The sequence below is a fragment of the Streptomyces sp. NPDC054961 genome (assembly GCF_053609145.1).
This window is the reverse complement of the sequence record NZ_JBSGWY010000008.1, coordinates 150,885-176,892: the sequence shown is the minus strand read 5'-3', so window position 1 is coordinate 176,892 and position 26,008 is coordinate 150,885. Positions and strand designations below refer to the sequence as shown.

Genomic DNA, 26,008 nt, shown 5'->3' with positions numbered 1-26,008 from the left:
ATGACCTCCACCACCGAGCAGTTCGCCGATCTGTCGGCGACCACGCTGCTGCGCTTCGCGACCGCCGGTTCCGTCGACGACGGCAAGTCCACGCTCGTCGGCCGCCTGCTGCACGACTCCAAGTCGATCCTCACCGACCAGCTGGAGGCCGTCGAGGCCGTGTCCGCCCAGCGCGGCCAGGACACGCCCGACCTCGCGCTGCTCACCGACGGCCTGCGGGCCGAGCGCGAGCAGGGCATCACCATCGACGTGGCCTACCGCTACTTCGCGACGGCCCGCCGCCGGTTCATCCTCGCCGACACCCCCGGGCACGTGCAGTACACCCGGAACATGGTCACCGGCGCCTCCACCGCCGACCTCGCGGTGGTCCTGGTCGACGCCCGCAACGGCGTGATCGAGCAGACCCGCCGGCACGCGGCGGTCGCCGCGCTGCTGCGGGTGCCGCACGTGGTCCTGGCCGTCAACAAGATGGACCTGGTGGGCTACGCGGAGTCGGTCTTCGCCGCGATCGCCGAGGAGTTCACCGCGTACGCCTCGGACCTGGGCGTCCCGGAGATCACCGCGATCCCGATCTCGGCCCTGGCCGGCGACAACGTGGTCGAGCCGTCCGCGCACATGGACTGGTACGGCGGCCCCACGGTGCTCGAGCACCTGGAGACCGTCCCGGTCAGCCACGACCTCACCGCCTGCCCCGCGCGTTTCCCGGTGCAGTACGTGATCCGTCCGCAGAGCGCCGAACACCCGGACTACCGGGGCTACGCGGGCCAGATCGCCTCCGGCGTGCTGCGGGTCGGCGAGGCCGTGACCGTCCTGCCGTCGGGCCGCACCTCGGTCATCGAGGGCATCGACGCGCTCGGCGGGAGCGTGGACATCGCCTGGGCCCCGCAGTCGGTGACGGTGCGTCTGAAGGACGACATCGACATCTCGCGCGGCGACCTGATCGCGCCGTCCGCGAGCGCGCCCGCCACCACGCAGGACGTCGAGGCGACGGTCTGCCACGTGGCGGACCAGCCGCTGGCCGTCGGCGCCCGGGTGCTGATCAAGCACACCACGCGCACGGTCAAGGCGATCGTCAAGGAGATCCCCTCGCGGCTGACCCTGGACGACCTGTCGCAGCACCCGAACCCCGGGCAGCTGGTCGCCAACGACATCGGCCGGGTCGTCGTCCGCACCGCCGAGCCGCTCGCGCTCGACCCGTACGCCGCCTCGCGCCGCACGGGATCCTTCCTGCTGATCGACCCCGCGGACGGCACGACCCTGGCGGCCGGCATGGTCGGCGAGTCCTTCGCCTCCCGGGCCGAGACCACCATCCAGGCCGATGAGGAAGGGTGGGACTTCTGATCATGCTTGCCGATATCTACTCCACCTTCGCGAAGGAGGGCGGCCGCGTAGGCAGCGGCTCCCTCGGCAGCGGCCAGGGAGGTGTGGGGCGATGTGCGTGATGACGTACGCGCACCGCTTGCGCGCCCACACCCCCACAGAGCTGTACCTGCCCTTGCTCCATAGACGAAGACGTGCGTCGTGACCCGACGCTACGAGAGGAAGTCCTCCCGTGCCTGCCACCGGTACCACCCGTAGGACCCTGAACCGCGGCATCGTCGCCGCTGCCGCCCTGCCGCTCCTGATCGCCGCGCTCGCCTCGTGCGGCTACGGCTCCGAGGCCAAGAAGGACGACGCTCCCGCGAAGGGGAACGTCGCCGCCGACGCCGACAAGAAGCTGTCGGCCTCCGAGGTCCGCATCGGCTACTTCCCGAACCTGACGCACGCCACCGCGCTGGTCGGTCTCCAGGAAGGCCTGATCGCCAAGGAGCTCGGCGGCACCACGATCAAGCCGCAGGCCTTCAACGCCGGCCCCTCCGAGATCGAAGCCCTCAACGGCGGCTCTCTCGACATCGGCTTCATCGGCCCCTCGCCGTCGATCAACGGTTATGTGAAGTCCAAGGGCCAGAACCTGCGGATCATCTCCGGCTCCGCCTCGGGCGGCGTCAAGCTGGTCGTGAACCCGGACAAGATCAAGACCCTGGACGACCTCAAGGGCAAGAAGATCGCCACCCCGCAGAAGGGGAACACGCAGGACGTCGCGTTCCTCAACTGGATCGCCGAGAAGGGCTGGTCGGTCGACCCCGAGTCCGGCAAGGGCGACGTCTCCGTGGTCCGCACGGACAACAAGGTCACCCCGGACGCCTTCAAGCAGGGTTCGATCGACGGTGCCTGGGTGCCGGAGCCCACGGCCTCCAAGCTCGTCTCCGACGGCGGCGCCGTCCTCCTCGACGAGACCGCCCTGTGGCCCGACAAGAAGTTCGTGATCACGAACATCATCGTGTCGCAGAAGTTCCTCAAGGAGCACCCGGACGTGGTCGAGGCCGTGCTCAGGGGCACGGTGAAGACCAACGAGTGGATCAACGCCAACCAGGACCAGGCGAAGGCCTCCGCGAACGCGAAACTGGCGGCCGAGGGCGGCAAGCCGCTCGACGCGAAGGTCATCGACCCGGCCTGGCAGTCCATCCTCGTCACCGACGACCCGCTGGCCTCCACGCTGAAGACGGAGTCCGACTGGGCGGTCAAGGCCAAGCTCATCGAGCAGCCCGACCTGGCCGGCATCTACGACCTCTCGCTCCTGAACAAGGTCCTGAAGGCCGCCGGCAAGCCCGAGGTCTCCGACGCCGGTCTCGGCGCGAAGTAACTCCGTAGTCCAGCAACCCAGGAGGTGACGACCATGGCCACCACGCTCGCCAAGGCTGCCGAGGGCATCGCAGCGGAGCAGCACCCGTACGCCGCACGCATCGAGCACGTCTCGAAGTCCTTCTCCGGCCCGGCCGGAACGCAGCTCGTCCTGGACGACATCAGCCTCGATGTCGCTCCCGGCGAGTTCGTCACCATCCTGGGTGCCTCCGGTTGCGGCAAATCCACCCTGCTCAACCTGGTCGCCGGACTGGACAAGCCGTCCGTGGGCTCGATCGAGACCCCCGGCGGCCGTCCGGCCCTCATGTTCCAGGAGCACGCCCTCTTCCCGTGGCTGACCGCGGGCAAGAACATCGAACTGGCCCTGCGCCTGCGCGGGGTCGCCAAGGCCGAGCGCAAGCCCGAGGCGGAGCGGCTGCTGGAGCTGGTCCGGCTCGGGGGCGCGTACGGCAAGCGGGTCCACGAGCTGTCCGGCGGGATGCGCCAGCGCGTGGCCCTGGCCAGGGCCCTCGCCCAGGACAGCCGGCTGCTGCTCATGGACGAGCCCTTCGCCGCCCTCGACGCCATCACCCGCGACGTGCTGCACGGCGAACTCACCCGCATCTGGGCCGAGACGGGGCTCTCCGTCCTCTTCGTCACCCACAACGTGCGCGAGGCCGTCCGGCTCGCCCAGCGCGTGGTCCTGCTCTCCTCGCGCCCCGGCCGGGTCGCCAGGGAATGGACCGTGGGCATTCCGCAGCCGCGCCGCATCGAGGACGCGGACGTCGCGGAGCTGTCCCTTGAGATCACTGAAGAACTGCGTGGGGAGATCCGCCGTCATGGCCAGCACTGACACCACTGCGAAGACCGCGGCCAAGAACGACGACCTGGCCGGCCTGGAGGCCGGGCTCGACGCCCTCGACGCGGTCCAGACCCACCGCGCCTCCCTGCGCGAGGTCTTCACCAAGAAGGTGCTGCCCCCGCTGCTGGCCGTCGGCCTCGTCCTGGTCGTGTGGCAGGTGCTCGTCACGGCGAAGGTCACCGACGAGACCAAGCTGCCCGCGCCGTCCGCGGTCTGGGACAGCCTGTCCGAGATGTGGCTCAAGGGGACCCTGCTGGAGGTCATCTGGACCAGCGTCTCCCGCGGCCTGCTCGGCTTCCTGCTGGCCCTCGCCATCGGCACCCCGCTCGGACTGCTGGTCGCCCGGGTGAAGTTCGTCCGCGCCGCCATCGGCCCGATCCTGCAGGGCCTGCAGTCCCTGCCCTCGGTGGCCTGGGTGCCCCCGGCGGTGCTCTGGTTCGGCCTCGACGACGCGATGATGTACACGGTGATCCTGCTCGGCGCCGTCCCGTCCATCGCCAACGGCCTCGTGTCCGGCATCGACCAGATCCCGCCGCTGTTCCTGCGCGCCGGCCGCACCCTGGGCGCCACCGGACTGAGCGGCGCCCGGCACGTGGTCATGCCCGCGGCGCTGCCCGGCTACCTGGCCGGCCTCAAGCAGGGCTGGGCCTTCTCCTGGCGCTCCCTGATGGCCGCCGAGATCATCGCCAGCTCCCCGGACCTGGGTCTGGGCCTGGGACAGCTGCTGGAGAACGGGCGCAACAACATCGACCTGCCCGGCGTGTTCCTCGCGATCCTGCTGATCCTCGTGGTCGGCATCGCCATCGACCTGCTGATCTTCAGCCCGGTCGAGCGCTGGGTGCTGCGCAGCCGCGGCCTGCTGGTCAGGGGCTGACCCCGGTGGACGCGCACTCCCCCGCCTCCCCCGCCCTGCTGGTCATCGCCCACGGCAGCCGCGACCCGCGGCACGCGGCGACCGTGCACGCCCTCACCCGGCGGGTGCGGGCGCTGCGGCCGGGGCTGCGGGTGGAGACGGCCTTCCTGGAGTTCGACGGCCCGGCCGTCGACCAGGCGGTCGCCTCTCTCTACCTCTCGGGCGTACGGGAGGTCGTGGCCCTCCCGCTGCTCCTGACACGGGCGTTCCACGCCAAGTCCGACGTCCCGGCCGTCCTCGCGGGGGCCGCGTCCCACCTGCCGGACCTTTCGGTCCGGATCGCGGATGTCCTCGGGCCGTCCCCCTTGCTGCTGGCGAACCTCGAGCGCCGCCTGTGGGAGGCCGGCCTCACCCCGGCGGACCGCGCCACCACCGGTGTGGTGCTCGCGTCCGCCGGTTCCTCGGACCCGGAGGCGATCGCAGTGATCGCTGAAACCGCGCGGGAGTGGCGGCACACCGGTTGGTGCGCCGTGCGGCCTGCGTTCGCCTCCGCTGCTCTCCCCCGGACGGAGGACGCCGTACGGGCGCTGCGCGCCCAGGGCGTCCGCCGGATCGCCGTGGCCCCGTACGTGATCGCCCCCGGCCGCCTCCCGGACCGCATCGCGGCCGGCGCGGCGGCGGCCGGCGCCGACGTGGTGGCCTCCGTCCTGGGACCCTCGCCGGAACTGGCCCGCCTGCTGCTGCGCCGCTACGAGGCCGCGGCCGGCGCCCCGGTACGGATCCCGGCCCTGACGGCCTGAGCCGCCGGGCACGGGCCGCGCCTACCCGCGCGCCACGGCCTCGTCGGCCAGGGTGGTCAGGTCCTCGATGGACATCGCGCCCGGCGGGAGGCCCTCGCGGGCGAAGATGTTCGCCGCGTGCCGCAGGGTGTCGTTCACCGGGGTCGCCACCCCGTGCAGCCGGCCCAGCAGCGCGATCTCACCGTTCAGGTAGTCCGCTTCGATCGATCCCGTGCCCCGGGCCAGGCTCTGCCAGGACGATCCGCCCCGCACGCCGGGCGGCTGTTCCACCTTGCCGCCCCGCGCCGCCGTCTGCTCGGCCTCCGAGGCGTACCCGATGCCGGCGGCCTCGAAGGCGGCCTTCGCCTCGCGGATCGCCCGCAGCAGCAGCGCCGCCTTGGCCGGATCGGGATCGGGGCCGGTCGTCGCCTGGATCGCGTTGCCCAGGTTGCCCAGCAGCTTCGCGTGCTTCCAGCGCATCACGTCCTCGACGACCGGCGCCTCGAAGCCGGACTTCTCCAGGTCGGCGGCGATCCGCCGGACCCGCGCGTCCGCGCCCCCGGCGGCCAGTCCGACGTGCAGGATCCCGGTCAGCGGCGCGCACAGCGCGGAGACGGCGCCCGGCTCCAGGAACGTCGCCGGCAGCCAGACGCAGACCCCGTACACGCGCGCGAAGCGCCGCAGGGCGAGGCGTTCGCTCTCCACGCCGTTCTGGGCGCACAGCACCGGCAGTCGCTGCGCGGCCGTCCCGCCGCCCGCGACCTCGGCGTCGCCCCACGCGTCGAGCGCGGCGATCGCGTCCTGGGTCTTCACCGTCAGCACCAGCACGTCGTCGGGGCGCAGTTCGCCGAGTTCGGCCGGGTCGCCGGCCACGGGCAGCCGGTGCACGCGCTCCCCGTCGGCCGTGGTGAGCCGCAGCCCGTCCGCCCGGAGGGCCTGCGCGTGGGGGCCGCGCGCGACGAGGACGACCTCGTTGCCGGACTCCGCGAGCCGTCCGCCGATGGTCGCGCCGATCGCCCCGGCGCCGATGATGATGTAACGCATGCCCCGAGCCTGGCACATCCTCGCCGCCGCGCTACGGTCGGGCCATGCCCGTTCCCGCTGAAGACACGTTCCTCCTCGGCGGCGACCTGCCGGTGCGCCGCCTCGGGCTCGGCACCGGCGGCCTGGTCGGCGCCGGCTACTGGGGCCCGCGGGGCTCCCGCGGGCGGGCCCGTACGCTGCTGCGCGCCGCCGTGGAGCGCGGGGTCACCCTGATCGACACCGCCGACAACTACGGCCCGGCCCTCGCGGAGGAGCTGGTCGCCGAGGCCCTCCACCCTTACGGGGAGGGGCTGGTGGTCTCCACCAAGGGCGGGGTGGTGCGCACCGGCCCGGACCGGTGGCACGCCGCGGGCCGGCCGGAGCAGTTGCGGGCCATGTGCGAGGCGAGCCTGCGCAGGCTCCGTCTCGACCGGATCGACCTGTACCAGCTGCACCGCTTCGACCCGGCCGTCCCGGCGGCGGAGCAGCTGGGCACGCTGGCCGAGCTCCGGGCGGAGGGCAAGATCCGGCACATCGGCCTGAACACGGTGACGGCCGGCCAGCTGCGGGAGGCCCTGTCGCTGGTTCCGGTGGCCTCGGTCCAGAACCCGTACAACCTGCTGGACCGCTCCTCGGCGGAACTCCTCTCCCTCTGTGAGGAGCGCGCGATCGCCTTCCTCCCGTACTACCCGCTGGGCAGCGGAGCCCTGACCCGCGAGGGCGCGGCCGCGCTGACGGCGGTCGCCGCCGAACGCGGCGCGTCCACCGGCCAGATCGCCCTGGCCTGGCTCCTCCACCACTCCCCGGTCCTCTGCCCCACGCCGGGCACCGGCTCCCCGGACCACCTGGCGGAGAACCTGGACGCGGCGACGGTCCGGCTGACCGCGCGCGAGACCTCCCTGCTGGACGCTCTGGCCGACTGACCCGTGGTCGGACCGGGGACGCGCGCCACGGGTCGGCAGCGGCCCCCGTCCGTCGGTTCCGGTGCGGTCGCGGGTCAGTTCCCGGTCAGTTCGACCAGCTTCGCGACCGTGTTCCAGTTGCGGGTGGTCACGTCGAGGCCCTTGACGACGGCCGGTCTCGCCAGGGCCTCGGCCAGCTTCGAGCGGCCGAGGCCCTCCGGGGCGTAGAGGTAGATGACCCGGTCCCCGAGGCGGTACTCCTCGGGGAGGTACGAGGGCCCGTCGATCGACGCGAACCGGGACGCGGCGGGCTGCTCGGAGCAGAAGGTGGCGTGGAGCTGCTTGCCCTCCAGCTCGGCGGCCGGGAAGGGGCAGGCTTCGGCGACGGCGCGCAGGTGGGCGGCGTCGAGCACCAGGCAGGCGACCCGGAAGCCGAAGTGGGCTTCGATGGCGGCCTCCAGCTCGCGGGCCAGGGCCTCCGGGGCCCGCTCCGTCGCGCTGCCGAAGACGGCGTTGCCGCTCTGCAGGTACGTCTGCACGTCCTGGTGTCCCAGGTCGTGCAGGACCTGGCGCAGTTCGGCCATCGGGACCTTCTTGTTCCCGCCGACGTTGATGCCCCGCAGGAGCGCCGCGTACTTCCGAGTGGTCATGTGGGAACGATAGGACCCTCCGCTGACATCGCGCCCGGGGCGGTCGGGAGAGGTCAGGCCGTCGGGTGAGGTCAGGCCGTCGGGGTGGCGGGCCCGGCCGGTGCGGGCAGTTCGGCCTCGATCAGGTCCGCGGCCCGCCGCGTGCCGCCCTCGGCGGCCATCCGCGCGCGGACGGCCCGCGCCCGGGCCGCCACCTCCGGGTCGGCGGCCAGGGTGAGGACGGCCTCGCGCAGGGTGGCGGCGTCGGCCTCGGCCATCGGGACGTGCCGGGCGACGCCGAGGGCGACCAGCATGTCGGCGTTGCCGAACTGGTCGACGGCCTGCGGGACCGCGACCATCGGGGTGCCGGTGGCCAGTCCCTCCTGGCTGCCGCCCGCGCCCGCGTGGGTGATGAAGGCGTCGGCCCGTCGCAGGATGTCCAGTTGGGGAACCCAGCGGTGGACTTCGACGTTGGCGGGGACCGGCCCGATCTCGGCCTCGTCGGTGAACTTGCCGATCTGGAGCACCACGTGCCAGTCGGGCAGGTCCCCGAAGGCCTCGACGCAGGCCCGGTAGAAGGCCGGCTGCTTGGTGAAGGTGGAACCGAGGGAGACCAGCAGGATCTTCTTCCCGGCGGCCTCCGCCGCCGCCGGGGGCCGCCAGGTGCCCTGGGTGGCGCTCCGGTCTCCCTGGCACGCGCCGACGAAGGTGTACACGGAGTCGTCGACCCGGTCGGCGTGCGGCTGGAGGGCGCGCGGGATGAGCACGATGCTGCGGCGGGGGCGGCCCACGAAGCGGTCACTGTCCTCGTCGATGCCGTTCTCGTCGAGCCAGGCGCGGAAGCGGGCGTAGTACGCGCGGCCGCGTTCGGAGGCGCGCAGTGCGGCGGTCATCGGCGCGGCGACCTCCTCCTCGTAGCCGGTCCAGGCGACCAGGTTCGGGGAGAGGGAGACGGCGGGGACGCCCCAGCGGTGGGCGAGGACGATCGCCGGGTAGGAGGTGATGTCGTGGATGACGAGGTCGGGCTCGTCACCCTCGAAGGCGGCCGCGAGCTGCGGGAGGGCCTGGACCGCGTCGGTGAGGAAGGGCTCGATGCTGTCGATGAGCTCGGTGCCCCACGCCTCGGGGTCGTCCTCGGTGGGGAGGGTCGAGTTCCAGATCACCGGCGTGGCGCCGGTCTCGGCGATCTTGTCCGCGTAGGCGGCGGGGATCGCGTAGCTGACGCGGTGGCCGCGGGCGACCAGTTCGCGGATCACTTCGATGCTCGGGTTCACGTGGCCGGCGGCGGCGATGGAGAACATGGCGATGTGGGCGGGCTTCGCGGTCGAGGTCATGAGACGAAGATAACGAGACGAGACGTCTCGTGCAACCGAAAAGAACGAAAGACCTGGCCCGGGTGCGAGACTTGGCCGATCAAGGACGCCCGGGCCCGCCCGGGACGAGGCGGCGGACCAGGACGGACGGCGGAGAACGGCATGGACGAGGCACGGGCCAGGCACGTACTGACGGCGGCGGGCCTCACCGCACGGGCCGGGACTCCGCAGTTGCTGGCCCTCGGCGAGAACGCCGTCTTCGCTCTCGGCGACGGCCTCGTCGCCAAGGTGGGCCGGGAGGCGGCGCTGCTGCCCCGCGCCGAACTCGAGCTCGCCGTGGCGGGCTGGCTCGCGCGGTGCGGGGTCCCGGCGGTCCGCGCGGCCGAGCCGGAGCCCCTGCTGGTGGACGGGCACCCGGTGACACTGTGGCACCGGCTCCCGGACGCGGTCCGCCCGGCCGGACCGCAGGACCTCGCGGCGCTGCTGCGCCGGATCCACGCCCTGCCCGCGCCCCCCTTCGCCCTGCCCCCGCGGGACCTGCTGGGCGGGGTCGAGCGCTGGCTCCGGCTGGCGGGCGACGCCATCGACCCGGCGGACGCGGCGTACCTGCGGGCCCGCCGCGACGGGTACGCCGGCCAGGTCGCCGCCCTCACCCCGCACCTCGCACCGGGCCCGATCCACGGCGACGCGCTGCCCCGCAACGTCCATGTGGGCCCGGAGGGGCCGGTCCTGGTCGACCTGGAGACGGTCTCCAGCGACCTGCGCGAGCACGACCTCGTGGTGATGGCGCTCTCCCGCGACCGCTACGGGCTGCCCGGCGCGTCCTACGAGGCGTTCGCGACGGCGTACGGATGGGACGTGCGCGGCTGGGAGGGCTGCGCGGTCCTGCGCGGCGCCCGCGAGACGGCCAGCTGCGCCTGGGTCTCCCAGCACGCCCCGGCCAACCCCAAGGCCCTGGCCGAATTCCGCCGCCGGGTCGCCTCCCTGCGCGAAGGGGACACGGAAACCCGCTGGCACCCGTTCTAGTGCCGTGATCCGGCCGGCGCCGGCCCGGAAGGGGCCGCGCAGCCCGGCAGGGACGGGGACCGGGGTCCTACGCCGCCACGAGCCCCCGCAGCGGCCACGCCGTGTCGATCACCGCGTCCGGGGTGCCCTGCCCCCGCAGGTACGCCTGGAAGTCGCGGGCCCAGCGTTCGTGCCAGGCGCCCTGGCGGGCGTGCAGCGCGGCCGGGGTGAGGGCGGCCACCTCCGGGTGGCGGGCGGCTATCGCGCGGGCCACGCCGACCGCGGCCAGCGCGTCCGCCCCGGCGTCGTGCGCGGCTTCGAGGGTGACCCCGTAGACCCCGCAGGCCGCTTCCAGCGTGCGCTTGCCGCGCCGGTAGCGGTCGACGGCCCGGTCGATGGTCAGCGGGTCCACCACGGGGCCGGTCTCCGCGCCGCCCAGCCGGTCGGCGAGCGAGGGAAGTCCGTGGCGGGCGAGCTCGGCCGACAGCAGGGTCAGGTCGAAGGCCGCGTTGTAGGCGACGACGATCGCGCCCGCCCGCCAGTGGTCCACCAGGGCCGCCGCGACCTCGTCCGCGACCTCGCGCACGGGGCGGCCTTCGGCGACCGCCCGCTCCGTGCTGATGCCGTGGATGGCGGAGGCCTGTTCCGGGATCGGTATCCCCGGGTCCGCGAGCCAGCCCCGCCGTCCGCGCACCTCGCCGTCCCGCACCTCGACCACCGCGGCCGTCACGATCCGCGACTCCCCCGGCTCCGTGCCGGTCGTCTCCAGGTCGAACCCGATCAGCACACCGCCGTGCCAGTCCCCCATCACGCGCCCCCACCCCTACCCGTACCTTCGGTCAACGGCTTTCAGCCTGCCACGGGCCACTGACACCGCGGCCCCCGGGGCCGCCGGGCGGTGCGCTCCCCCGGAGGAGCGGGGGGTCCCTGCGTCAGGAGACCGGCCGGGAGTCCTGCCAGATCGATTCGAATTCCTCCCGGTACGTGGGGAACAACCCGTGGTCCGCTTCGCGCGAGGTGTCCCGGGACCCCCCGCGCCCGCCGCCCCGCAGGAGCAGGACCGGCGCCTCCATGCCCCGCGCCCGGCGCAGGTACGACTGGACCACCGCGATGCCCGAGGACTCGCCCTCGACCAGGTAGGCCGTGAAGCGCGGGGTCTCGTCGAAGACGTGGATCTCGAAGCCCGACGCGTCCCGCAGTCCGGCCCGCACCCGCCGCACGTGCAGGATGTTCATCTCCACCGACCGGCTCAGCTCCCCCTTGCGCAGCCCCAGCTCCCGCTCGCGCCGCTTGACCGCGCTGCTCGCCGGGTTGAGGAACAGCAGCCGCACCCGGCAGCCGGCCTCCGCGAGCCGTACGAGTCTTCGGCCCGAGAAGTTCTGGACCAGCAGGTTGAGGCCTATGCCGATGGCGTCGAGGCGGCGCGCGCCGCCGAAGAGGTCCTCCGCCGGGAGCTGGCGCTGCAGCCGCACCCGGTCGGGGTGGACGGAGATGACGTCCGCGTACCGGTCGCCGACCAGGTCCTCGACGGCGTCGATCGGCAGCCGGTCGGCGGAGGGCGAGCCCGCGCCGCCGCCCAGGACCTCCAGCAGCCGCGCCGAAGCCCGCTCCGCCTGCTCCAGGACGGCCCGCGACAGGGCGCGGTTGCGGGAGACGACGTTGCGCGTGACCTCCAGCTCGTCCAGCGCCTGTTCGATGTCGCGCCGGTCGTCGAAGTACGGCTCGAAGCAGGGCCAGTGCTGGACCATCAGCTCCCGCAACTGCGGCAGGGTGAGGAAGCTGAGCACGTTGTCGTCGGCGGAGTCCAGCAGGTAGCCCTTGCGCCGGCTGACCTCCCGCACGGCGACCGCGCGCTGCACCCACTCCTGGCCGGCGGGTCCGGCGGCCGCGACGACCCAGTCGTCCGCGGAGTGCACGGGTTCGTAGACCGGGCGGAGCACGGCTCCGACCACCGCACGCAGCCGCTGTTCGACGAGGTTCAGCCAGATGTAGGCGCGGCCGGCGCGCTGGGCGCGTACCCGGACCTCGCTCCAGGCCTCCGCGCCCCAGTCCAGCTCGGCTCCGGATCCGGCCGGCGCCTTCCCGGTCCTCCCGGCCTCCGGCGGGGCCAGCGAGACCGCGCCGGCGGGCATCCCGCCGGGAGCCCCGCCCGCGGTGTCCGCCGGGCCGCCCTCGTGACCGCCGTCACCAGGGGGCAGCTCCAGACCTCCCGAGCTCACCCGTGCACCGCCTCCCGCGTCTGGACGCCCGTCTCCAGTGATCACGGAAGGGTACTCCGCGCGCACGGCCCCCTGCAGCCCGATGCGGCCCCCGTGCGAACCGGTGGCCCGCCGCACCGCCGGAGCATCGGCCCATTATCCGATGCGCGCATCATCTGACCTCCCCATTGTCCCTTGACCCTCCTATCAGCTGTCCGGGTCACCCGGTAGGACCCTCCCCAAGTCCCCGCGTGAGACCCCTCTTTCGGGGAAGATCTGGCAGTGACGCGGTCCATGCCGGATCACCCCGACACAGAACGGAAGAGTCGTTATCTATGCAGGTCTGGCCGGGACAGGCTTATCCGCTCGGCGCCACGTACGACGGCGCCGGCACCAATTTCGCGGTCTATTCGGAAGCCGCCCGACGCATCGAGCTGTGCCTGCTCCATGACGACGGGTCGGAGACCGCCGTCGAGCTGCGCGAGACCGACGCCTTCGTCCGGCACGCCTATCTGCCCGGCGTCATGCCCGGTCAGCGCTACGGATTTCGGGTGCACGGCCCGTACGAGCCCGAGCGCGGCCGCCGCTGCAACGCGGCGAAGCTGCTCCTGGACCCCTACGCGCGGGCCGTCGCCGGCAGCGTCGAGTGGGGCGAGGAGGTGTACGGCTACCACTTCGGCCGCCCCGATTCCCGCAACGACCTGGACTCGGCCCCCAAGAGCATGAGCTCGGTCGTGGTGAACCCCTACTTCGACTGGGCCAACGACCGGCCGCCCCGCCACGAGTACCACCACACCGTGCTCTACGAGGCCCACGTCAAGGGCCTGACCATGCGCCACCCGGACCTTCCCGAGGAGCTGCGCGGCACGTACGGGGCGCTCGCGCACCCAGCGGTCATCGGGCACCTCACCAAGCTCGGCGTGACGGCGCTCGAACTGATGCCGGTCCATCAGTTCGTCAACGACCACCGGCTGGTGGACGACGGGCTGAGCAACTACTGGGGCTACAACACCATCGGCTTCTTCGCCCCCCACAACGGCTACGCCTCGGGCGACCGCGGCCAGCAGGTGCTGGAGTTCAAGTCGGCCGTACGGGCGCTGCACGAGGCCGGCATCGAGGTGATCCTCGACGTGGTCTACAACCACACCGCCGAGGGCAACCACCTGGGCCCGACGCTGTCCTTCCGCGGCCTGGACAACGCCTCGTACTACCGGCTGGCGGACGACCCCCGGCACTACATGGACACCACCGGCACCGGGAACTCGCTGCTGATGCGCTCCCCGCACGTCCTCCAGCTGATCATGGACTCCTTGCGTTACTGGGTCACCGAGATGCACGTGGACGGCTTCCGCTTCGACCTGGCGGCCACGCTGGCCCGCCAGTTCCACGAGGTGGACCGGCTGTCCTCGTTCTTCGACCTGGTGCAGCAGGATCCGGTGGTCAGCCAGGTCAAGCTGATCGCGGAGCCCTGGGACCTGGGCGAGGGCGGCTACCAGGTGGGCAACTTCCCGCCGCTGTGGACCGAGTGGAACGGCAAGTACCGGGACACGGTGCGGGACCTCTGGCGCGGGCAGCCGCGCACGCTCGCGGAGTTCGCGGGACGGCTGACGGGCTCCTCCGACCTCTACCAGGACGACGGGCGCCGGCCGCTGGCCTCCATCAACTTCGCGACCTGCCACGACGGTTTCACCCTGAACGACCTGGTCTCGTACAACGAGAAGCACAACGAGGCGAACCGCGAGGGGAACCGGGACGGCGAGACCCACAACCGGTCCTGGAACTGCGGGGTGGAGGGGCCGACCGAGGACCCGGAGATCGGGGAGCTGCGCGAACGCCAGATGCGCAACTTCATCGCCACGCTGATGCTGTCGCAGGGCGTGCCGATGCTCAGCCACGGCGACGAGTTCGCCCGTACCCAGGGCGGCAACAACAACGCCTACTGCCAGGACAACGACCTGTCGTGGGTGACCTGGCCGGAGCCCGGCAAACCGGCGCCCGCGCTGCTGGAGTTCACCCGCCAGATGGTGTGGCTGCGGCGCGAGCACCCGGTGTTCCGGCGGCGCCGCTTCTTCCACGGCCGCCCCGTGGAGGGGACGCACGACGACCTGTCCGACATCGCCTGGTTCACCCCGCACGGCGAGCCGATGCGGGCCCGCGACTGGCAGGCGCAGCAGGCGCGGGCGCTGGCCGTGTTCCTCAACGGGGAGGCGATCTCGGAGCCGGGCACCCGTGGTGAGCGGATCACCGACGACTCCTTCCTGCTGATGTTCAACGCGGCAGCGGAGACGCAGGACTTCACCGTCCCGGCCGGGCACGGCGCGCAGTGGCGCCTGGTCGTGGACACGGCACGGGCGGACGTACTGGCACCCGGTACCGGGCCGCAGTACGCGGCCGGGGACCGGGTGACGCTGCCCGGGCGGAGTCTGGTGGTGCTTCAGCGCCCGGCGTAGGCGGCGCCCGGGAGGGCGCCCGGATCCGGGGCGGGCGCCGCCGGGGCGTGGGTGCGGGCGGCCGGCACGCGGGTGACGAGGGCGAGGACCAGGCACAGCGCGGCCGCCCCCACGGCCACCGCGAAGGCCGAGGCGGGCCCGTACCACTCGGCGAGCCGCCCGGAGACGGCGAGCGAGGCGGCCTGCCCGGCGACGAGCGAGCTGGCCGCGAAGGCCATGGCCTCGGCGAGGCGGCAGGGCTCGACCGCCCGCTCGGTGAGCGCGAAGGCGGTGATCAGGTGCGGGGCGTAGGCGGCCCCGAGCACGGTGACCACCGCGTACAGCGGCCCCAGGGTGTCGGTGAGGAGCAGCGGCAGGGAGAGCGCGAGCGCGGCGGCCGTGGCCACCCGCCAGCGCAGCCGCAGTCCGAAGCGGGCGGGCAGCGCACCGAGCGAGAGGCCGACGACGGCACTGACCACGCCCATGGCGGCGTAGACGATGCCGGCCTGGCCGGGAACGCCCAACTCCGCGGTGAGGGCGGCGATCCCGGCCTGGCAGGCGCCGAACATGGCGCCCTGGAGGGCGAGGGAGCCGCGCACGGCGTACACGACGCGGGGCGGCCGGACCCGGGACCGCTCCTTCTCCTCGCGGACCCGCGCGGACACCCCGGCCGTGACGGCGGCGGTCGGGTGGAGCGCGTAGAGGGTTCCGAAGACGGCGACGAGGCCGGCCGCGCCGCCGAGGGCGACGGCGGGGTGCAGGACGAGGGTGGCGAGGCCGACGAGGGCCGGACCGAAGACGAAGGAGACCTCGTCCAGGGTTCCTTCGAGGGAGTGGACGGCGCCCACGACGCTCTCGCCGGCCTTGGCGCGGTGGGCCAGGGCCACGGAGCGGGTCCGGGCGAGCGGTCCGATCAGCGGCACGGAGGCGCCGGTGACGGCGCCGAGCGCGGCGAGCGGGAGGGTGGCGAGGTCCGCGAGGGCCCCGGCGACTAGAGCGGCGGTCGCGGCGGCGTTGACCGCGGCGGCGCCGAGGACGACGGGACGCTGTCCGTGGCGGTCGGCGAGCCGTCCGAGAACGGGCCCGAAGACCACCTGTCCGGCGGAGAGCGTGCCGCCCACGATGCCGGCGGTGGCGAGGGATCCACTGGTCTGCGCGACCAGCAGAACGCTTCCGAACTGCGACATCGCGACGGGCAGTCGGGCGAGGAAGGAGACGATCGGGAGAAGGGGCCCGGTCAGGGCGATGACGTGACGATAGGTGGTGACGGTTCCGAACACCTGCGTCACGTTAACCCGGTGCAGTCACCCGGATGCATTGGGTCATGGCACGGAATCCGGCATCCTGGGTACGTACGTTCTCATGAGCCAGCCCGCGCACACAGGCGTTGAATCCAACGCACCGGAATCCGATGCTCCGTCTGCCGGCACCCCGACGGCGACCTACCGACTACAGCTGCGCCCGGAGTTCACCTTCGCGGACGCCCGCGCAGTGGTGCCGTACCTCGCCTCACTCGGGGTGTCGCACCTGCACCTCTCCCCGGTGCTGGAGGCCGTGCCCGGATCGGCCCACGGGTACGACGTCACCGACCACACCCGGGTGCGGGCCGAGCTCGGCGGGGAGGGCGGACTGCGGGAGCTGGCCGCCACCGCCCGCGCGCACGGCCTCGCCCTCGTCCTCGACATCGTGCCCAACCACATGGCGGTGCCGGCGCCCCTCCGGCTGAACCGGCCGCTGTGGGAGGTGGCCCGGGAAGGGCCGGACTCGCCGTACGCACACTGGTTCGACATCGACTGGGAGGCGGGCGGCGGGAAGCTGCTGCTGCCGGTGCTCGGCGAGCCGCTGGATCCGGGGGAGCTCAAGGTCGACGGGCGGGGCGACCGGGCCGTCCTGCGGATCGGGGAGCTGGAGTTCCCGCTGCGCCGGGGCACGGCCGAGCTGGAGCCGGCGGCGCTGCTCGCCGCCCAGTGGTACCGGCCGGCGTACTGGCGGGAGGCCAGGACGAGCCTCAACTACCGGCGCTTCTTCACCATTTCGGAGCTGATCGGGGTCCGCGTCGAGGATCCCGGCGTCTTCGCCGCCACCCACTCCAAGGTGCTGGAGCTGGTCCGGGACGGGGTGGTGGCCGGACTCCGGATCGACCACGTCGACGGGCTCGCCGACCCGGAGGGCTACCTGCGCAGGCTGCGGGAGGCCGTCGGGGACGGCTGCTGGGTGGTGGTCGAGAAGATCCTGGCCCGCCACGAGCGGCTGCCGGACTCCTGGCCGGTGGCCGGGACCACCGGGTACGACGCGCTGTACCGGGTGGACGGGGTGCTCACCGACCCGGCCGGGGCGGAGCAACTCGCCGACGGCTTCCGGGAGTCGACCGGACAGCCGTCGTGGACGGCGACCGCCGGGGCGGGCGCGCGGGAGGTCCTGACCGGGGACCTGGCCGCCGAGCTGGCGACGCTGGAGCGGCTGGCCGGACCGGCACGGGCGCCCGCCGTGCGGGAGCTGCTGATCGCCTACCCCGTCTACCGCCCCTACCCGGGCGAGCGGGAGCTCTCGCCCGAGGCGCTGGCGGCGGCCGCCGCGCGTTCGGGGCCGGCCGCGGTGGCCGGCGTACGGGACCTCGTGCTCCTCGATCCCGTCTTCGCGGCCCGCTTCGCCCAGACCTCCGCCGCGCTGCGCGCCAAGTCCCTGGAGGACAGGGCGTTCTACCGCTACGCCCCGCTGCTGTCGGCCACCGAGGTGGGCGGGGACCCCGGGAACCCGGCGGTCACGCCGGCCGGGTTCCACACGTACTGCGCCGAGCTGGACCGGCGGTGGCCCGCGACCGGGACGGTGCTGACCACGCACGACACCAAGCGCAGCGCGGACGTCCGGGCCCGGATCTCGGTGCTGTCGCAGGAACCGGGGCTCAGGCCCCCCACGACGGACGGGGCGGACGGGGGACCGGAGAGGCCGGACGGGGCGGACGGGGCGGATCCCCAACTCGCCTGGGTAGCCTGGCAGACGGCGCTGGGCCTCGGTGACGACGGACCGGAGCGGGCCGAGCGGCTGGAGCAGGCCCTGCTGAAGGCGGTCCGCGAGGCCGCCCTGCACACGACCTGGACCGAGCAGGACGCGGCGTACGAGGCCACGCTCACGCGGTACGTGCCCGCCGCGGCCCCGGAGCTGCCCGGGCCGCTCGCGGCGGCGGCCCGGGCGAACGTGCTCGGCGCGGCGCTCCTGCACCTGGCGATGCCCGGGGTGCCGGAGGTCTACCAGGGCTGCGAGACGGAGTACCGGGCCCTGGTGGATCCCGACAACCGGCGGCCCGCCGAGTTCCCCGGGGCGGCCCTGGCCCGGCTGGACGCGGGGGCGGCGCCGCGCGGCACGGCGGAGGAGAAGCTCGCCCTCACCGCGACGCTGCTCCGGCTGCGGCGGAGCCGGCCCGAGCTGTTCACCGGCTACGCCCCGCTGGCCGCCCGGGGCCCGGCGGCGGACCACTGCGTCGCCTTCACCCGCTCCCCCGCCCTGCTGGCGGTGGCCACCCGGCTGTCCCACCGCCTGGCGCTGGCGGGCGGCTGGGGCGACACGGCCCTCCGCCTGCCCCCGGGCCGCTGGCGCTCCCTCCTCCACGCGGCGCCCCCGCTGTCGGGGGAAGTCCGCCTGTCCGAGCTCCTGGACGCCACCCGCCCCGTGGCCGTCCTGCGGCGCGAGGAGTAGCGCGGCCGCAGCCGGCGCACCGCCACGATCCGCGCGTTCCCGGCGCCCGTGGCGGTGCGCCGGGGGCCCTGACGGCACGCGCCGAACGGGCGGGCGGGCGCTCCGCGCGAGCGGCCCATCGGGGTGGATATATCTATCCCCGGAAGGTGCGCAAAGCGGCTTGCTGACCCCCAGTCAGAGCCATAGGATGACCCGTCTCTGCATGCGTCGGCACGATAAGTGCGGCAAGGGGCATTCTGTGCACTCTCTCGATTCCAAAATCCTCAACCGCATGTGGGAACGCGCGGATCAGAGCAGGCAGGATTCGGATACCGCCTATTTTCACGACCTCATGCTGCTGGGCGAGCTCGTCATAAAATTGACCACGTCCGCCCTGCTCGCGGGCGTGGAGAACGATCGCGACCGGCAGCGGTACAAGATTGCCTACCAACTCGTCCGGGCGGACGGCATCGGCGAATGGTCGAGGGCGCTCAGCGAGGTACTCACGGGACCGGCCAGCGCCCACATCGTGAGCACCGCCCGTCCCTTCGCCCGCGAGTTCACCGAGAACTTCCCGCACGGCCACGCGTCCTGGCAGCGCGTGGCCATCGACGCCCTGAGCCAGGCCGGCCGGGTCATCGACGCCGATCTCGAGGCCGCCCCGCGCAAGGCCAACCTGCAGTGGTGGGTGAAGAGCTTCGCGGCGCTCCGGAACAGGACGCGGGGCCACGGCGCGATCACGACCTCGAAATGCTCGGCGTCCGCCCCTCACCTCCAGCAGGCCATTCTTTCCATCATCACGGGTTCCTCCATCTTCTCGGCCCCCTGGGTCTACCTCCACCGCAACCTTTCCGGAAAGTACCGGGTCACCGCCATCGGGGGTGACGCGTCGGAGTTCTCCTATCTGAAGTCGGAGAAGGAGCACACGTACGACGACGGCGCCTATATCGCTTTCGATTCCGAACTGAAGCCGCTCCCTCTCGTCGGGAGCGATGTCGACGCCCTGGACTTCTTTGTCGCCAACGGCGGCTACCGCGAGGGTGCGGCGCCGACGTTCGAAATGCTTTCCTACATCTCGGACGTGAGGATCAGGCGGGACGCCGCGGACTTCCAGACCCCTCCGGAAGCGCTGCCGGCCAGCGAAACCGAGGGCCTGCCGAACCTCGACCTCCAAGGCCGGTCCTTCGCGAACGTTCCCCCGAGCCTGGCCGAATACATCAAGAGGCCGGACCTCGAGGAAGAAGTCATCGGCCTCCTGAAGGACGACCGGCACCCCGTCGTCACCTTGGTGGGCCGCGGCGGGATCGGAAAGACGTCCTTGGCGCTCGAGGTGCTGCACCGGCTCGCGCTGGACGGCGACTACTTCGCCATCCTGTGGTTCAGTGCCCGGGACATCGACCTCCTCGCCACCGGCCCCAAGCCGGTACGCCCCGCGGTCCTCTCCAAGGAGGACATCGCCAAGCAGTTCGTTTCGCTGATGAACCCGGCCGAGTCCCAGGTCAAGGGGTTCAAACCGGCGGAGTACCTGGCCGCGAGCATGGCCGAGCGCGACGAGGACAAGAGGCTCCTCCTCGTGTTCGACAACTTCGAGACGGCGTCGCACCCGCTGGAGCTGTACCAGTTCATCGACGCGTGCGTGCGCTGCCCGAACAAGGTGCTGATCACCACACGCATGCGGGACTTCAAGGCCGACTTCCCGGTGGAGATCCGAGGACTCAAGAGGGGCGAGTTCGAGGACCTGGTGATGACCACGTCACGCAAGCTCGGGATCGAGAGCCTGATGACGCACAGCTACATCGACTCGCTGTACGAGGAAACGGACGGACATCCCTACTTCGCCAAGATCCTCCTGGGAGACACGAAGCGCGAGGGGCGGGCGGTGCCCGTCAAGCGCCTCTTCCTCAACAAGGAGGACTCCCTGCGCGCCCTCTTCGAGCGGTCCTACGGAGTCCTCACCCCGGCCGCGCAGCGGGTGTTCCTGACCCTGGCCAACTGGCGTTCGCTCGTTCCCCGTCTGGCCCTGGAGGCCGCCCTCATCAGGCCGCAGAACGAGTCCATCGACGTGGACGACGCGCTCGACCAGCTGGAACGCTATTCGATGATCGAAGTCATCACGGACGACGGCGGGGACGAGTTCATCAGGACCCCCATGACGGCCACCGTCTTCGGCCAGAGCAAGCTCAAGGTGAGCCCCTTCCGGCCGCTGGTCATCGCCGACACCGAACTGATCCAGCAGTTCGGCCCCATGCAGGCGACGGACGTGGCGAAGGGGATGGGTCCCCGAGTGGAGCGGATGGTCCGCGTCATCGCCTCCAGGAGGCAGTCCGGCCAGGACTACAGGACGCAGATGCGCGCACTCGAGTACGTGGCCGAGCGCTACGCCCCGGCCTGGCTGAGGATCGCCGACTTCTACCTCGAGAGCCCCGGCGAGGAGGACCTGCGCGAGGCGCGCCGGAGCATCGTGCGCTTCCTGGAGAAGAACAGCGACGATCTCGACGGATGGCGCAAGCTCATCGAGATCAACCGCCAGCTGGGCGACCTCCTCCAGGAGCTGAACGCACGCATCAACCTGGCGGAGGTCCCGGGAGGCGAGTACTCCGAGATCGCGAACGCCGCCAGCTGCTTCGCGCACGCCCAGAAGCAGCAGGCCCTCAGTCTGGACCCGGACTCGAAGAGCATGATCATCGCCAGTATCGTGCGCCTCATGGAGGCCCGGATCGGCGAAGCCACTCCCACGGAGCTGAGCAGGCTCGCCTGGCTTCACATCGCCTCGAAGGACATGACACGGGCTGCCGAAGTCGTCCGGATGGGGCTCCAGCGCGAGCCCACCAATCCCCATCTCTCGAAGCTGGACCAAAGGCTGAGCGATGGGCCGGAGGCCGTGTGAACACGGCGCGCGCACAAGGTCCCCGAGGGGCTCCGGCGCCTCGGGGCCCGGCCTTCGACGGCGCACGCCTCCGGGGCTCGCGCCCTTCCGCGGCGCGTGGCGGTTCCCGGCTCCGGAGGCGGGGACGACCACGCAACGCCACCCGGGACGCCTAGCCCGCACCCCCCACGGGAAAGGGATCACCTGTGACCCTCATCCGTGACATCTGCTACCCCACCCCTCACGAACTCGCCCTCGCCGCCCGCGCGCTCGCCGATGAGCACCCCGACCGCGTCCGGCTCCGCCAGGCCGGCACCTCCCGGGCGGGGGAGCCGCTCTGGGTGCTCTCCGTAGGGTCCCCGACCGAGGCGACGGCAACGACCACGGCCGAAGCAGAGGCGGAGGCAGGGACGGGGACGGGGACGGGGACGGCGGCAGGGGCGGGGGCAGCCACGCCCAACGTGCTCGTCGTCGCCGGCGCACACGCCAACGAGCCCGTCGGCGGGGCCACCGCCCTCGCGCTCGCCCGGCACCTGATCCGCGTGCCCCCCACCGGAACCACCTGGCACTTCCTGCTCTGCGCCGACCCCGACGGCGCGGCCCTGCACCGCACGCCCCGCCCCCTCTCGCTCCTCGACTACCACCGGAACTTCTTCCGACCACCCGGACCCGAACAGCCCGAGTGGGCGCCGTCCTTACTGCCCCCGGACCGCCTCCCCCCGGAGACCCTGGCCCTCACCCACCTCATCGACGAGCTCCGGCCCGCCCTCCAGGTCTCCCTGCACGGCACCGATCTCGGCGGCTCCTGGGTGCAGCTCACCCGGGACATCCCCGGCCTCGCCGAGCCCTTCGGGGCGTCGGCCGCCGAGCTGCGCATCCCGGTGGAGACGAGCGCGTCCGACGCGTCCGGCTGGCCCTCCCCCGGGGCGGGGATCTTCGTGATGCCCGATCCGGACGACCCGGACGCCCCGGACGACCCGGCCGCCGCGAACACCGGGGACGCCGGGGACATCCCGGCCGCCACGGCCGTCCCGGCGAACCCTCCCGAGGACACCCGTCTGAGCACCTGGTACCGCGCCCACCGCCACGCCGGTACGACCGCGATCGTCGAAGTCCCCATGTGGGCCTCGGACCTGGTGGACGATCCGGCCCCGCACCCCGACCCGCGCGGTGCCCTGCGCGTGCTCGCCGCCCGGCTCACGGCCGACGCCGCGCAGGTGACCGCTGTGCGGGAGGCCGCGGCGGGCGGTACGGATCCGGCCGCCGACGCCCTGCTGCGCGCGGTGGACTGGACGCTCGCGCTGATCCCCCGCATCGCCCTCGAGTGGACGGGCCCCGGGGCCCCCGCCGAAGCGACGGCCGCCTACGTCGGGAGCATCGACGCCTTCGGCCGCCGGCTGTCGCTGCGCGCCGCCGCGATGCTCCTGCGGGTGCTGCGCGCGCAGGACCATCCGGCGGCGCCGGCCGTGGACCGGCTCGTCACGGGGTGGTGCGAGGAGTTCGCGGCCCGCTTCCAGGCCCGCTGGGTCCCGGTGGCCACGCAGGTGGAGCACCAGTCGCGCGTGGTCCTGGCGGCCTACGAGCGCCTCGTGGCGGCCGGCAGGTGACCGCCCGGCCGGCGGTCGCCCGGCCGGGACGCCCGCTCTACTCGGCGGCCGTCACCAGCGTGTACCGGAGCTTCGGCAGGCTCGTCGCCCCGAGCCGGTCGTAGAAGCGGATCGCGCCCTCGTTCCAGTCGGGCGTCTGCCACTCCACGTGGCCGAGGCCCAGCTCGCCGGCCAGGTCGCGGACAGCGTCCATCAGGGCGGCGCCGAGGCCGTGGCCCCGGGCTTCCTCGGCGAGGTAGAGACAGTCCATGTGGAGGTACTCGCGGGCTTCCCAGAAGGAGAACTGGGCCGAGCAGGCGGCATATCCGGCGACCTCGCCGTCCGGGGTCTCGGCCAGCAGCACCCACAGCCGGGCCGCTTCGGCGAACAGCAGGGGGCCGAGCCGGTCGGCGAGGCCGGCCGGCCGGGGCTCGGACTTCTCGTACACCATGTGCGCGCGCATGAGTTCGATCAGCCGGGACAGGTCCCCGGGGCGCGCGGGTCGTACGACGGATGGGGCGGCTCCGGTCTCCGGGGCCGCCGCGGCGGGGACGTGTTCCATGCGAGTCATGGACGCCATCCTCCGCGCCGGGCCCCTACGCCCTCCACCCGGGTCCCGGGCCCTCGCGTCCGGACCCGGCGGTGGACCCCGCTAGGAAGCCGACAGCCGGAACGACATCCGGCCGAAGCCGATCTGGTCGCCGTCCCGGACGAGGGCGGAGCCGGTCACCCGGCGCCCGTTCACGGTGGTCCCGTTGGTGGAGCCGAGGTCCGTGACCACCCACACCCCGTCCTTCATGCTCAGTTCCGCGTGCGCCCGGGAGACCGTCTCGTGGCTGAGCCGCAGCCCGTTGCCCGGATCGCGGCCGATCCGCAGCGGCTGGGCGCTGGGGTGCGGGAGGAGCAGTTTGGGCAGCTTCTCGGCGGCCCAGGCCCGCCGGACGCCGACCGACACCGCCGAGGCCCGGCCCACCAAGCCGAACAGGCGGCGGGTCCAGGGGTGTTCGGCGCCCTGCCGGCCCTCCAGGTCGGCGGTGAGCACCGCCAGGTCCTCGGAACGGCGGGCGACGAGGGCGAGTTCCATGCGGCGCAGGAAGGTGTCGTGCGACAGTTTGCCGAGGGCCGCGCCCTCCCTGAGCTGGCTCAGCGCCCTGTCCCGCTCGGCGTCGGACAGGCGCGGAACGGGGTAGGCGGGGAACTCGAAACTGGACGTCACAGGGTGATTGTCGGCCCGCCGGGGGCAGAGTGTCCAGAACTCCCCCGCCGCGCCGGGGATGATGGCCCGGACACGCAGGTTGGGGTACCGCCGCGAGACGAGGGGACCGTCCGTGAAGTTCGAGGTGTGGGCACCGCTGACAGGTCTGACGGGCCGGGTCGGACTGAGACTCGACGGGGCCGCGTACGAGATGACGCGCGATCCGGACCGGGAGGGCTGGTGGGTCGTGGACGCCCCGGCCGCCGACGGCTCCCGGTACGGGTTCGTGCTGGGCGCGGACACGGGCCAGGACCCCGGCGACGCCCCCGGAGGCGGACACGACGCCGGCCGCGGCCCCGGCCACGGCGGCGACCCGCGCGAAGGCTCGGACGGCACCCCGGGGCCCGTACGGCCCGACCCCCGCGGCCGCCGCCTGCCCGACGGCCCCGACGGCCTCTCCGCGGTGGTCGACTTCGAGGCGCTGGCGCCCGCGGCCCCCGTCGGGGCTCCCCGCACGGCCCTCCAGGACGCCGTCCTGTACGAGCTGCACATCGGGACCTTCACCCCCGAGGGCACCTTCGACGCGGCCGTCGGCCGTCTCCCCCACCTCACCGCCCTCGGGGTCACCCACGTCGAGCTGATGCCGGTCTGCTCCTTCCCCGGCCGCCACGGCTGGGGGTACGACGGGGTCGCGCCCTGGGCCGTGCACGAGCCGTACGGGGGCCCGGCCGGGCTGGCCCGGTTCGTGGAGGCGGCGCACGCCGCCGGGCTCGGCGTGGTGCTGGACGTGGTCCACAACCACCTCGGCCCGTCCGGAAACCACCTCCCCGCCTTCGGGCCGTACTTCACCGACTCCCACCACACCCCCTGGGGTGCCGCGGTGAACCTGGACGCGCCCGGCTCCGACGAGGTCCGCGCGTACTTCCTCGGCAGCGCCCTCGCCTGGCTGCGCGACTACCGGATCGACGGGCTCCGGCTGGACGCCGTCCACGCGCTCGCCGACGGCCGGGCGCTGACCTTCCTGGAGGAACTGGCCGCGGCCGTCGACGCGCTGGCCGCCGAGACCGGCCGGCCGCTGTTCCTGGTCGCCGAGTCCGACCAGTGCGATCCGCGCACCACCACCCCCCGCGCGGCCGGCGGCATCGGTCTGCACGCGCAGTGGAACGACGACTTCCACCACGCGCTGCACTGCGCGGTGACCGGTGAATCCCAGGCGTACTACGCCGACTTCGCCGAGGCCCCGCTCGGCGCCCTCACCAAGACCATGACCCGGGCCTTCTTCCACGACGGGACCTGGTCCTCCTTCCGGGGCCGCCACCACGGCCGCCCGCTGGACCGCGGCCGCACCCCCGCGCACCGGTTCCTCGGCTACACCCAGACGCACGACCAGATCGGCAACCGGGCCCTGGGCGACCGGCTCGGCGCCTCCCTCTCCCCCGGACTGCTCGCGTGCGCGGCGGCGGTGGCACTGACCGGGCCGTTCGTGCCGATGCTGTTCATGGGCGAGGAGTGGGGCGCGGGCACTCCCTGGCAGTACTTCACCGACCATCCCGACCCCGAGCTCGCCGAGGCCGTGCGGGCGGGCCGGCGCCGCGAGTTCGCGGAGCACGGCTGGAAGCCCGAGGAGATCCCCGATCCCCAGGACCCCGCGACCCGGGACCGCTCCTGCCTCGACTGGTCCGAGCCCGGCCAGGAGCCGCACGCCCGCCTGCTGGACTGGTACCGCACCCTGATCACGCTCCGCCGCACCCATTCCGACCTGCGCGATCCCGATCTGGCGGCGATCCGCACCGCCCACGACGAGGAGCGCCGCTGGCTGACCTTCCGCCGGGGCGACATCCGCGTGGTGGTGAACCTCGCCGGAGAGCCGGCCACGGTCGCGCTGGGCCGCAACGGCGTACGGGTGCTGGCCGCCTGGATCCCCGTCGCGCACCCGGACGCCGACGGGCGGGTCCACGTGCCGGCGGAGTCGGTGGTGATCCTCGGCTCGTGAGGCCCGCCGCCCGGGGGTCCGCTCCGGCCGGCCGGGACCGGG

At 73.1% G+C, this 26,008-nt stretch carries 19 protein-coding genes and 1 pseudogene; 12 read left to right on the top strand and 8 right to left on the bottom strand.

Translation table 11 applies throughout. The features are described from left to right. From ACWF9Z_RS11090 to ACWF9Z_RS11070, 5 genes are all read left to right on the top strand, one after another. Positions 1-1,341 carry a sulfate adenylyltransferase subunit 1 gene (locus ACWF9Z_RS11090; RefSeq protein ID WP_453600221.1) on the top strand — a complete coding sequence of 447 codons (1,341 nt, stop codon included), beginning with the start codon at positions 1-3 and terminating at the stop codon, positions 1,339-1,341. A 211-nt stretch (positions 1,342-1,552) separates the two neighbouring features. Beyond that, complete coding sequence (locus tag ACWF9Z_RS11085) at positions 1,553-2,683, top strand: aliphatic sulfonate ABC transporter substrate-binding protein (RefSeq protein WP_453600218.1); 1,131 nt, start codon at positions 1,553-1,555, stop codon at positions 2,681-2,683. A gap of 33 nt (positions 2,684-2,716) precedes the next feature. After that, the gene (locus tag ACWF9Z_RS11080; RefSeq protein WP_453600216.1) at positions 2,717-3,514 is read left to right on the top strand and encodes an ABC transporter ATP-binding protein; all 798 of its coding nucleotides are present in this window, start codon (positions 2,717-2,719) and stop codon (positions 3,512-3,514) included. Beyond that, complete coding sequence (locus ACWF9Z_RS11075; protein WP_453600213.1) at positions 3,501-4,397, top strand: ABC transporter permease; 897 nt, start codon at positions 3,501-3,503, stop codon at positions 4,395-4,397. Before ACWF9Z_RS11080 ends, ACWF9Z_RS11075 begins: the two co-directional genes overlap by 14 nt. A 5-nt stretch (positions 4,398-4,402) precedes the next feature. Continuing rightward, entirely contained in the window at positions 4,403-5,176 is a 774-nt protein-coding gene (locus ACWF9Z_RS11070; RefSeq protein WP_453600210.1) for a sirohydrochlorin chelatase, read from the top strand. Between the two features lie 21 nt (positions 5,177-5,197). On the opposite strand, the gene ACWF9Z_RS11065 is transcribed toward ACWF9Z_RS11070, so the two are convergent. Continuing rightward, a complete protein-coding gene (locus tag ACWF9Z_RS11065; protein ID WP_453600207.1) occupies positions 5,198-6,199 on the bottom strand; it encodes a ketopantoate reductase family protein in 1,002 nt (333 codons plus the stop codon). A gap of 44 nt (positions 6,200-6,243) precedes the next feature. Between ACWF9Z_RS11065 and ACWF9Z_RS11060 the strand changes: the two genes are divergently transcribed. Next, positions 6,244-7,101: an aldo/keto reductase gene (locus ACWF9Z_RS11060; RefSeq protein WP_453600204.1), complete on the top strand. Its 858-nt coding sequence runs from the start codon at positions 6,244-6,246 to the stop codon at positions 7,099-7,101. 74 nt (positions 7,102-7,175) lie between these two features. Here the strand turns inward: ACWF9Z_RS11060 and ACWF9Z_RS11055 are convergent, their stop codons facing one another. Together ACWF9Z_RS11055 and mgt are read right to left on the bottom strand one after the other, a co-directional pair. Next, positions 7,176-7,730 carry a DUF1697 domain-containing protein gene (locus tag ACWF9Z_RS11055; protein ID WP_453600201.1) on the bottom strand — a complete coding sequence of 185 codons (555 nt, stop codon included), beginning with the start codon at positions 7,728-7,730 and terminating at the stop codon, positions 7,176-7,178. A 71-nt stretch (positions 7,731-7,801) separates the two neighbouring features. Further along, positions 7,802-9,078: pseudogene (gene mgt, locus ACWF9Z_RS11050) on the bottom strand (macrolide-inactivating glycosyltransferase). A gap of 106 nt (positions 9,079-9,184) precedes the next feature. Here mgt and ACWF9Z_RS11045 point away from each other — a divergent pair. Beyond that, on the top strand, positions 9,185-10,048 hold the full coding sequence (locus ACWF9Z_RS11045) for a phosphotransferase enzyme family protein (protein WP_453600198.1): 864 nt from the start codon (positions 9,185-9,187) through the stop codon (positions 10,046-10,048). Positions 10,049-10,115: 67 nt separating this feature from the next. Here the strand turns inward: ACWF9Z_RS11045 and ACWF9Z_RS11040 are convergent, their stop codons facing one another. Beyond that, complete coding sequence (locus ACWF9Z_RS11040; protein ID WP_453600195.1) at positions 10,116-10,835, bottom strand: exonuclease domain-containing protein; 720 nt, start codon at positions 10,833-10,835, stop codon at positions 10,116-10,118. Between the two features lie 124 nt (positions 10,836-10,959). After that, positions 10,960-12,246: an SAV2148 family HEPN domain-containing protein gene (locus ACWF9Z_RS11035; protein WP_453600192.1), complete on the bottom strand. Its 1,287-nt coding sequence runs from the start codon at positions 12,244-12,246 to the stop codon at positions 10,960-10,962. Between the two features lie 314 nt (positions 12,247-12,560). Here ACWF9Z_RS11035 and glgX point away from each other — a divergent pair, with 314 nt between their 5' ends. After that, positions 12,561-14,675 carry a glycogen debranching protein GlgX gene (gene glgX / locus ACWF9Z_RS11030; RefSeq protein WP_453600189.1) on the top strand — a complete coding sequence of 705 codons (2,115 nt, stop codon included), beginning with the start codon at positions 12,561-12,563 and terminating at the stop codon, positions 14,673-14,675. On the opposite strand, the gene ACWF9Z_RS11025 is transcribed toward glgX, so the two are convergent. Continuing rightward, a complete protein-coding gene (locus ACWF9Z_RS11025) occupies positions 14,660-15,934 on the bottom strand; it encodes an MFS transporter (RefSeq protein WP_453600186.1) in 1,275 nt (424 codons plus the stop codon). The genes glgX and ACWF9Z_RS11025 overlap by 16 nt on opposite strands. Before the next feature lie 82 nt (positions 15,935-16,016). Here ACWF9Z_RS11025 and treY point away from each other — a divergent pair, with 82 nt between their 5' ends. The 3 genes from treY to ACWF9Z_RS11010 all read left to right on the top strand — a co-directional run bounded on the left by treY (position 16,017) and on the right by ACWF9Z_RS11010 (position 22,799). Continuing rightward, entirely contained in the window at positions 16,017-18,347 is a 2,331-nt protein-coding gene (treY, locus tag ACWF9Z_RS11020) for a malto-oligosyltrehalose synthase (protein WP_453600183.1), read from the top strand. Between the two features lie 238 nt (positions 18,348-18,585). Next, entirely contained in the window at positions 18,586-21,213 is a 2,628-nt protein-coding gene (locus ACWF9Z_RS11015) for an NB-ARC domain-containing protein (protein WP_453600180.1), read from the top strand. 185 nt (positions 21,214-21,398) lie between these two features. Next, the gene (locus ACWF9Z_RS11010) at positions 21,399-22,799 is read left to right on the top strand and encodes a M14 family zinc carboxypeptidase (protein WP_453600177.1); all 1,401 of its coding nucleotides are present in this window, start codon (positions 21,399-21,401) and stop codon (positions 22,797-22,799) included. Positions 22,800-22,836: 37 nt separating this feature from the next. Here ACWF9Z_RS11010 and ACWF9Z_RS11005 read toward each other — a convergent pair whose 3' ends face one another. Next, complete coding sequence (locus ACWF9Z_RS11005) at positions 22,837-23,349, bottom strand: N-acetyltransferase family protein (protein WP_453600174.1); 513 nt, start codon at positions 23,347-23,349, stop codon at positions 22,837-22,839. An 81-nt stretch (positions 23,350-23,430) separates the two neighbouring features. Beyond that, entirely contained in the window at positions 23,431-23,994 is a 564-nt protein-coding gene (locus ACWF9Z_RS11000) for a DUF1707 and FHA domain-containing protein (RefSeq protein ID WP_453600172.1), read from the bottom strand. A 112-nt stretch (positions 23,995-24,106) separates the two neighbouring features. On the opposite strand from ACWF9Z_RS11000, the gene treZ reads away from it, so the two are divergent. Continuing rightward, a complete protein-coding gene (gene treZ, locus ACWF9Z_RS10995) occupies positions 24,107-25,966 on the top strand; it encodes a malto-oligosyltrehalose trehalohydrolase (RefSeq protein WP_453600169.1) in 1,860 nt (619 codons plus the stop codon). Positions 25,967-26,008: the final 42 nt, after the last annotated feature.

What these genes read in the sequence shown, in the direction of transcription:
- ACWF9Z_RS11090 (WP_453600221.1), top strand. Translation starts at nt 1, where the DNA reads ATGACCTCCACCACCGAGCAGTTCGCCGATCTGTCGGCGACCACGCTG.
- ACWF9Z_RS11080 (WP_453600216.1), top strand. Translation starts at nt 2,717, where the DNA reads ATGGCCACCACGCTCGCCAAGGCTGCCGAGGGCATCGCAGCGGAGCAG.
- ACWF9Z_RS11075 (WP_453600213.1), top strand. Translation starts at nt 3,501, where the DNA reads ATGGCCAGCACTGACACCACTGCGAAGACCGCGGCCAAGAACGACGAC.
- ACWF9Z_RS11065 (WP_453600207.1), bottom strand. Translation starts at nt 6,199, where the DNA reads ATGCGTTACATCATCATCGGCGCCGGGGCGATCGGCGCGACCATCGGC.
- ACWF9Z_RS11060 (WP_453600204.1), top strand. Translation starts at nt 6,244, where the DNA reads ATGCCCGTTCCCGCTGAAGACACGTTCCTCCTCGGCGGCGACCTGCCG.
- ACWF9Z_RS11055 (WP_453600201.1), bottom strand. Translation starts at nt 7,730, where the DNA reads ATGACCACTCGGAAGTACGCGGCGCTCCTGCGGGGCATCAACGTCGGC.
- ACWF9Z_RS11045 (WP_453600198.1), top strand. Translation starts at nt 9,185, where the DNA reads ATGGACGAGGCACGGGCCAGGCACGTACTGACGGCGGCGGGCCTCACC.
- ACWF9Z_RS11040 (WP_453600195.1), bottom strand. Translation starts at nt 10,835, where the DNA reads ATGGGGGACTGGCACGGCGGTGTGCTGATCGGGTTCGACCTGGAGACG.
- glgX (WP_453600189.1), top strand. Translation starts at nt 12,561, where the DNA reads ATGCAGGTCTGGCCGGGACAGGCTTATCCGCTCGGCGCCACGTACGAC.
- treY (WP_453600183.1), top strand. Translation starts at nt 16,017, where the DNA reads ATGAGCCAGCCCGCGCACACAGGCGTTGAATCCAACGCACCGGAATCC.
- ACWF9Z_RS11005 (WP_453600174.1), bottom strand. Translation starts at nt 23,349, where the DNA reads ATGACTCGCATGGAACACGTCCCCGCCGCGGCGGCCCCGGAGACCGGA.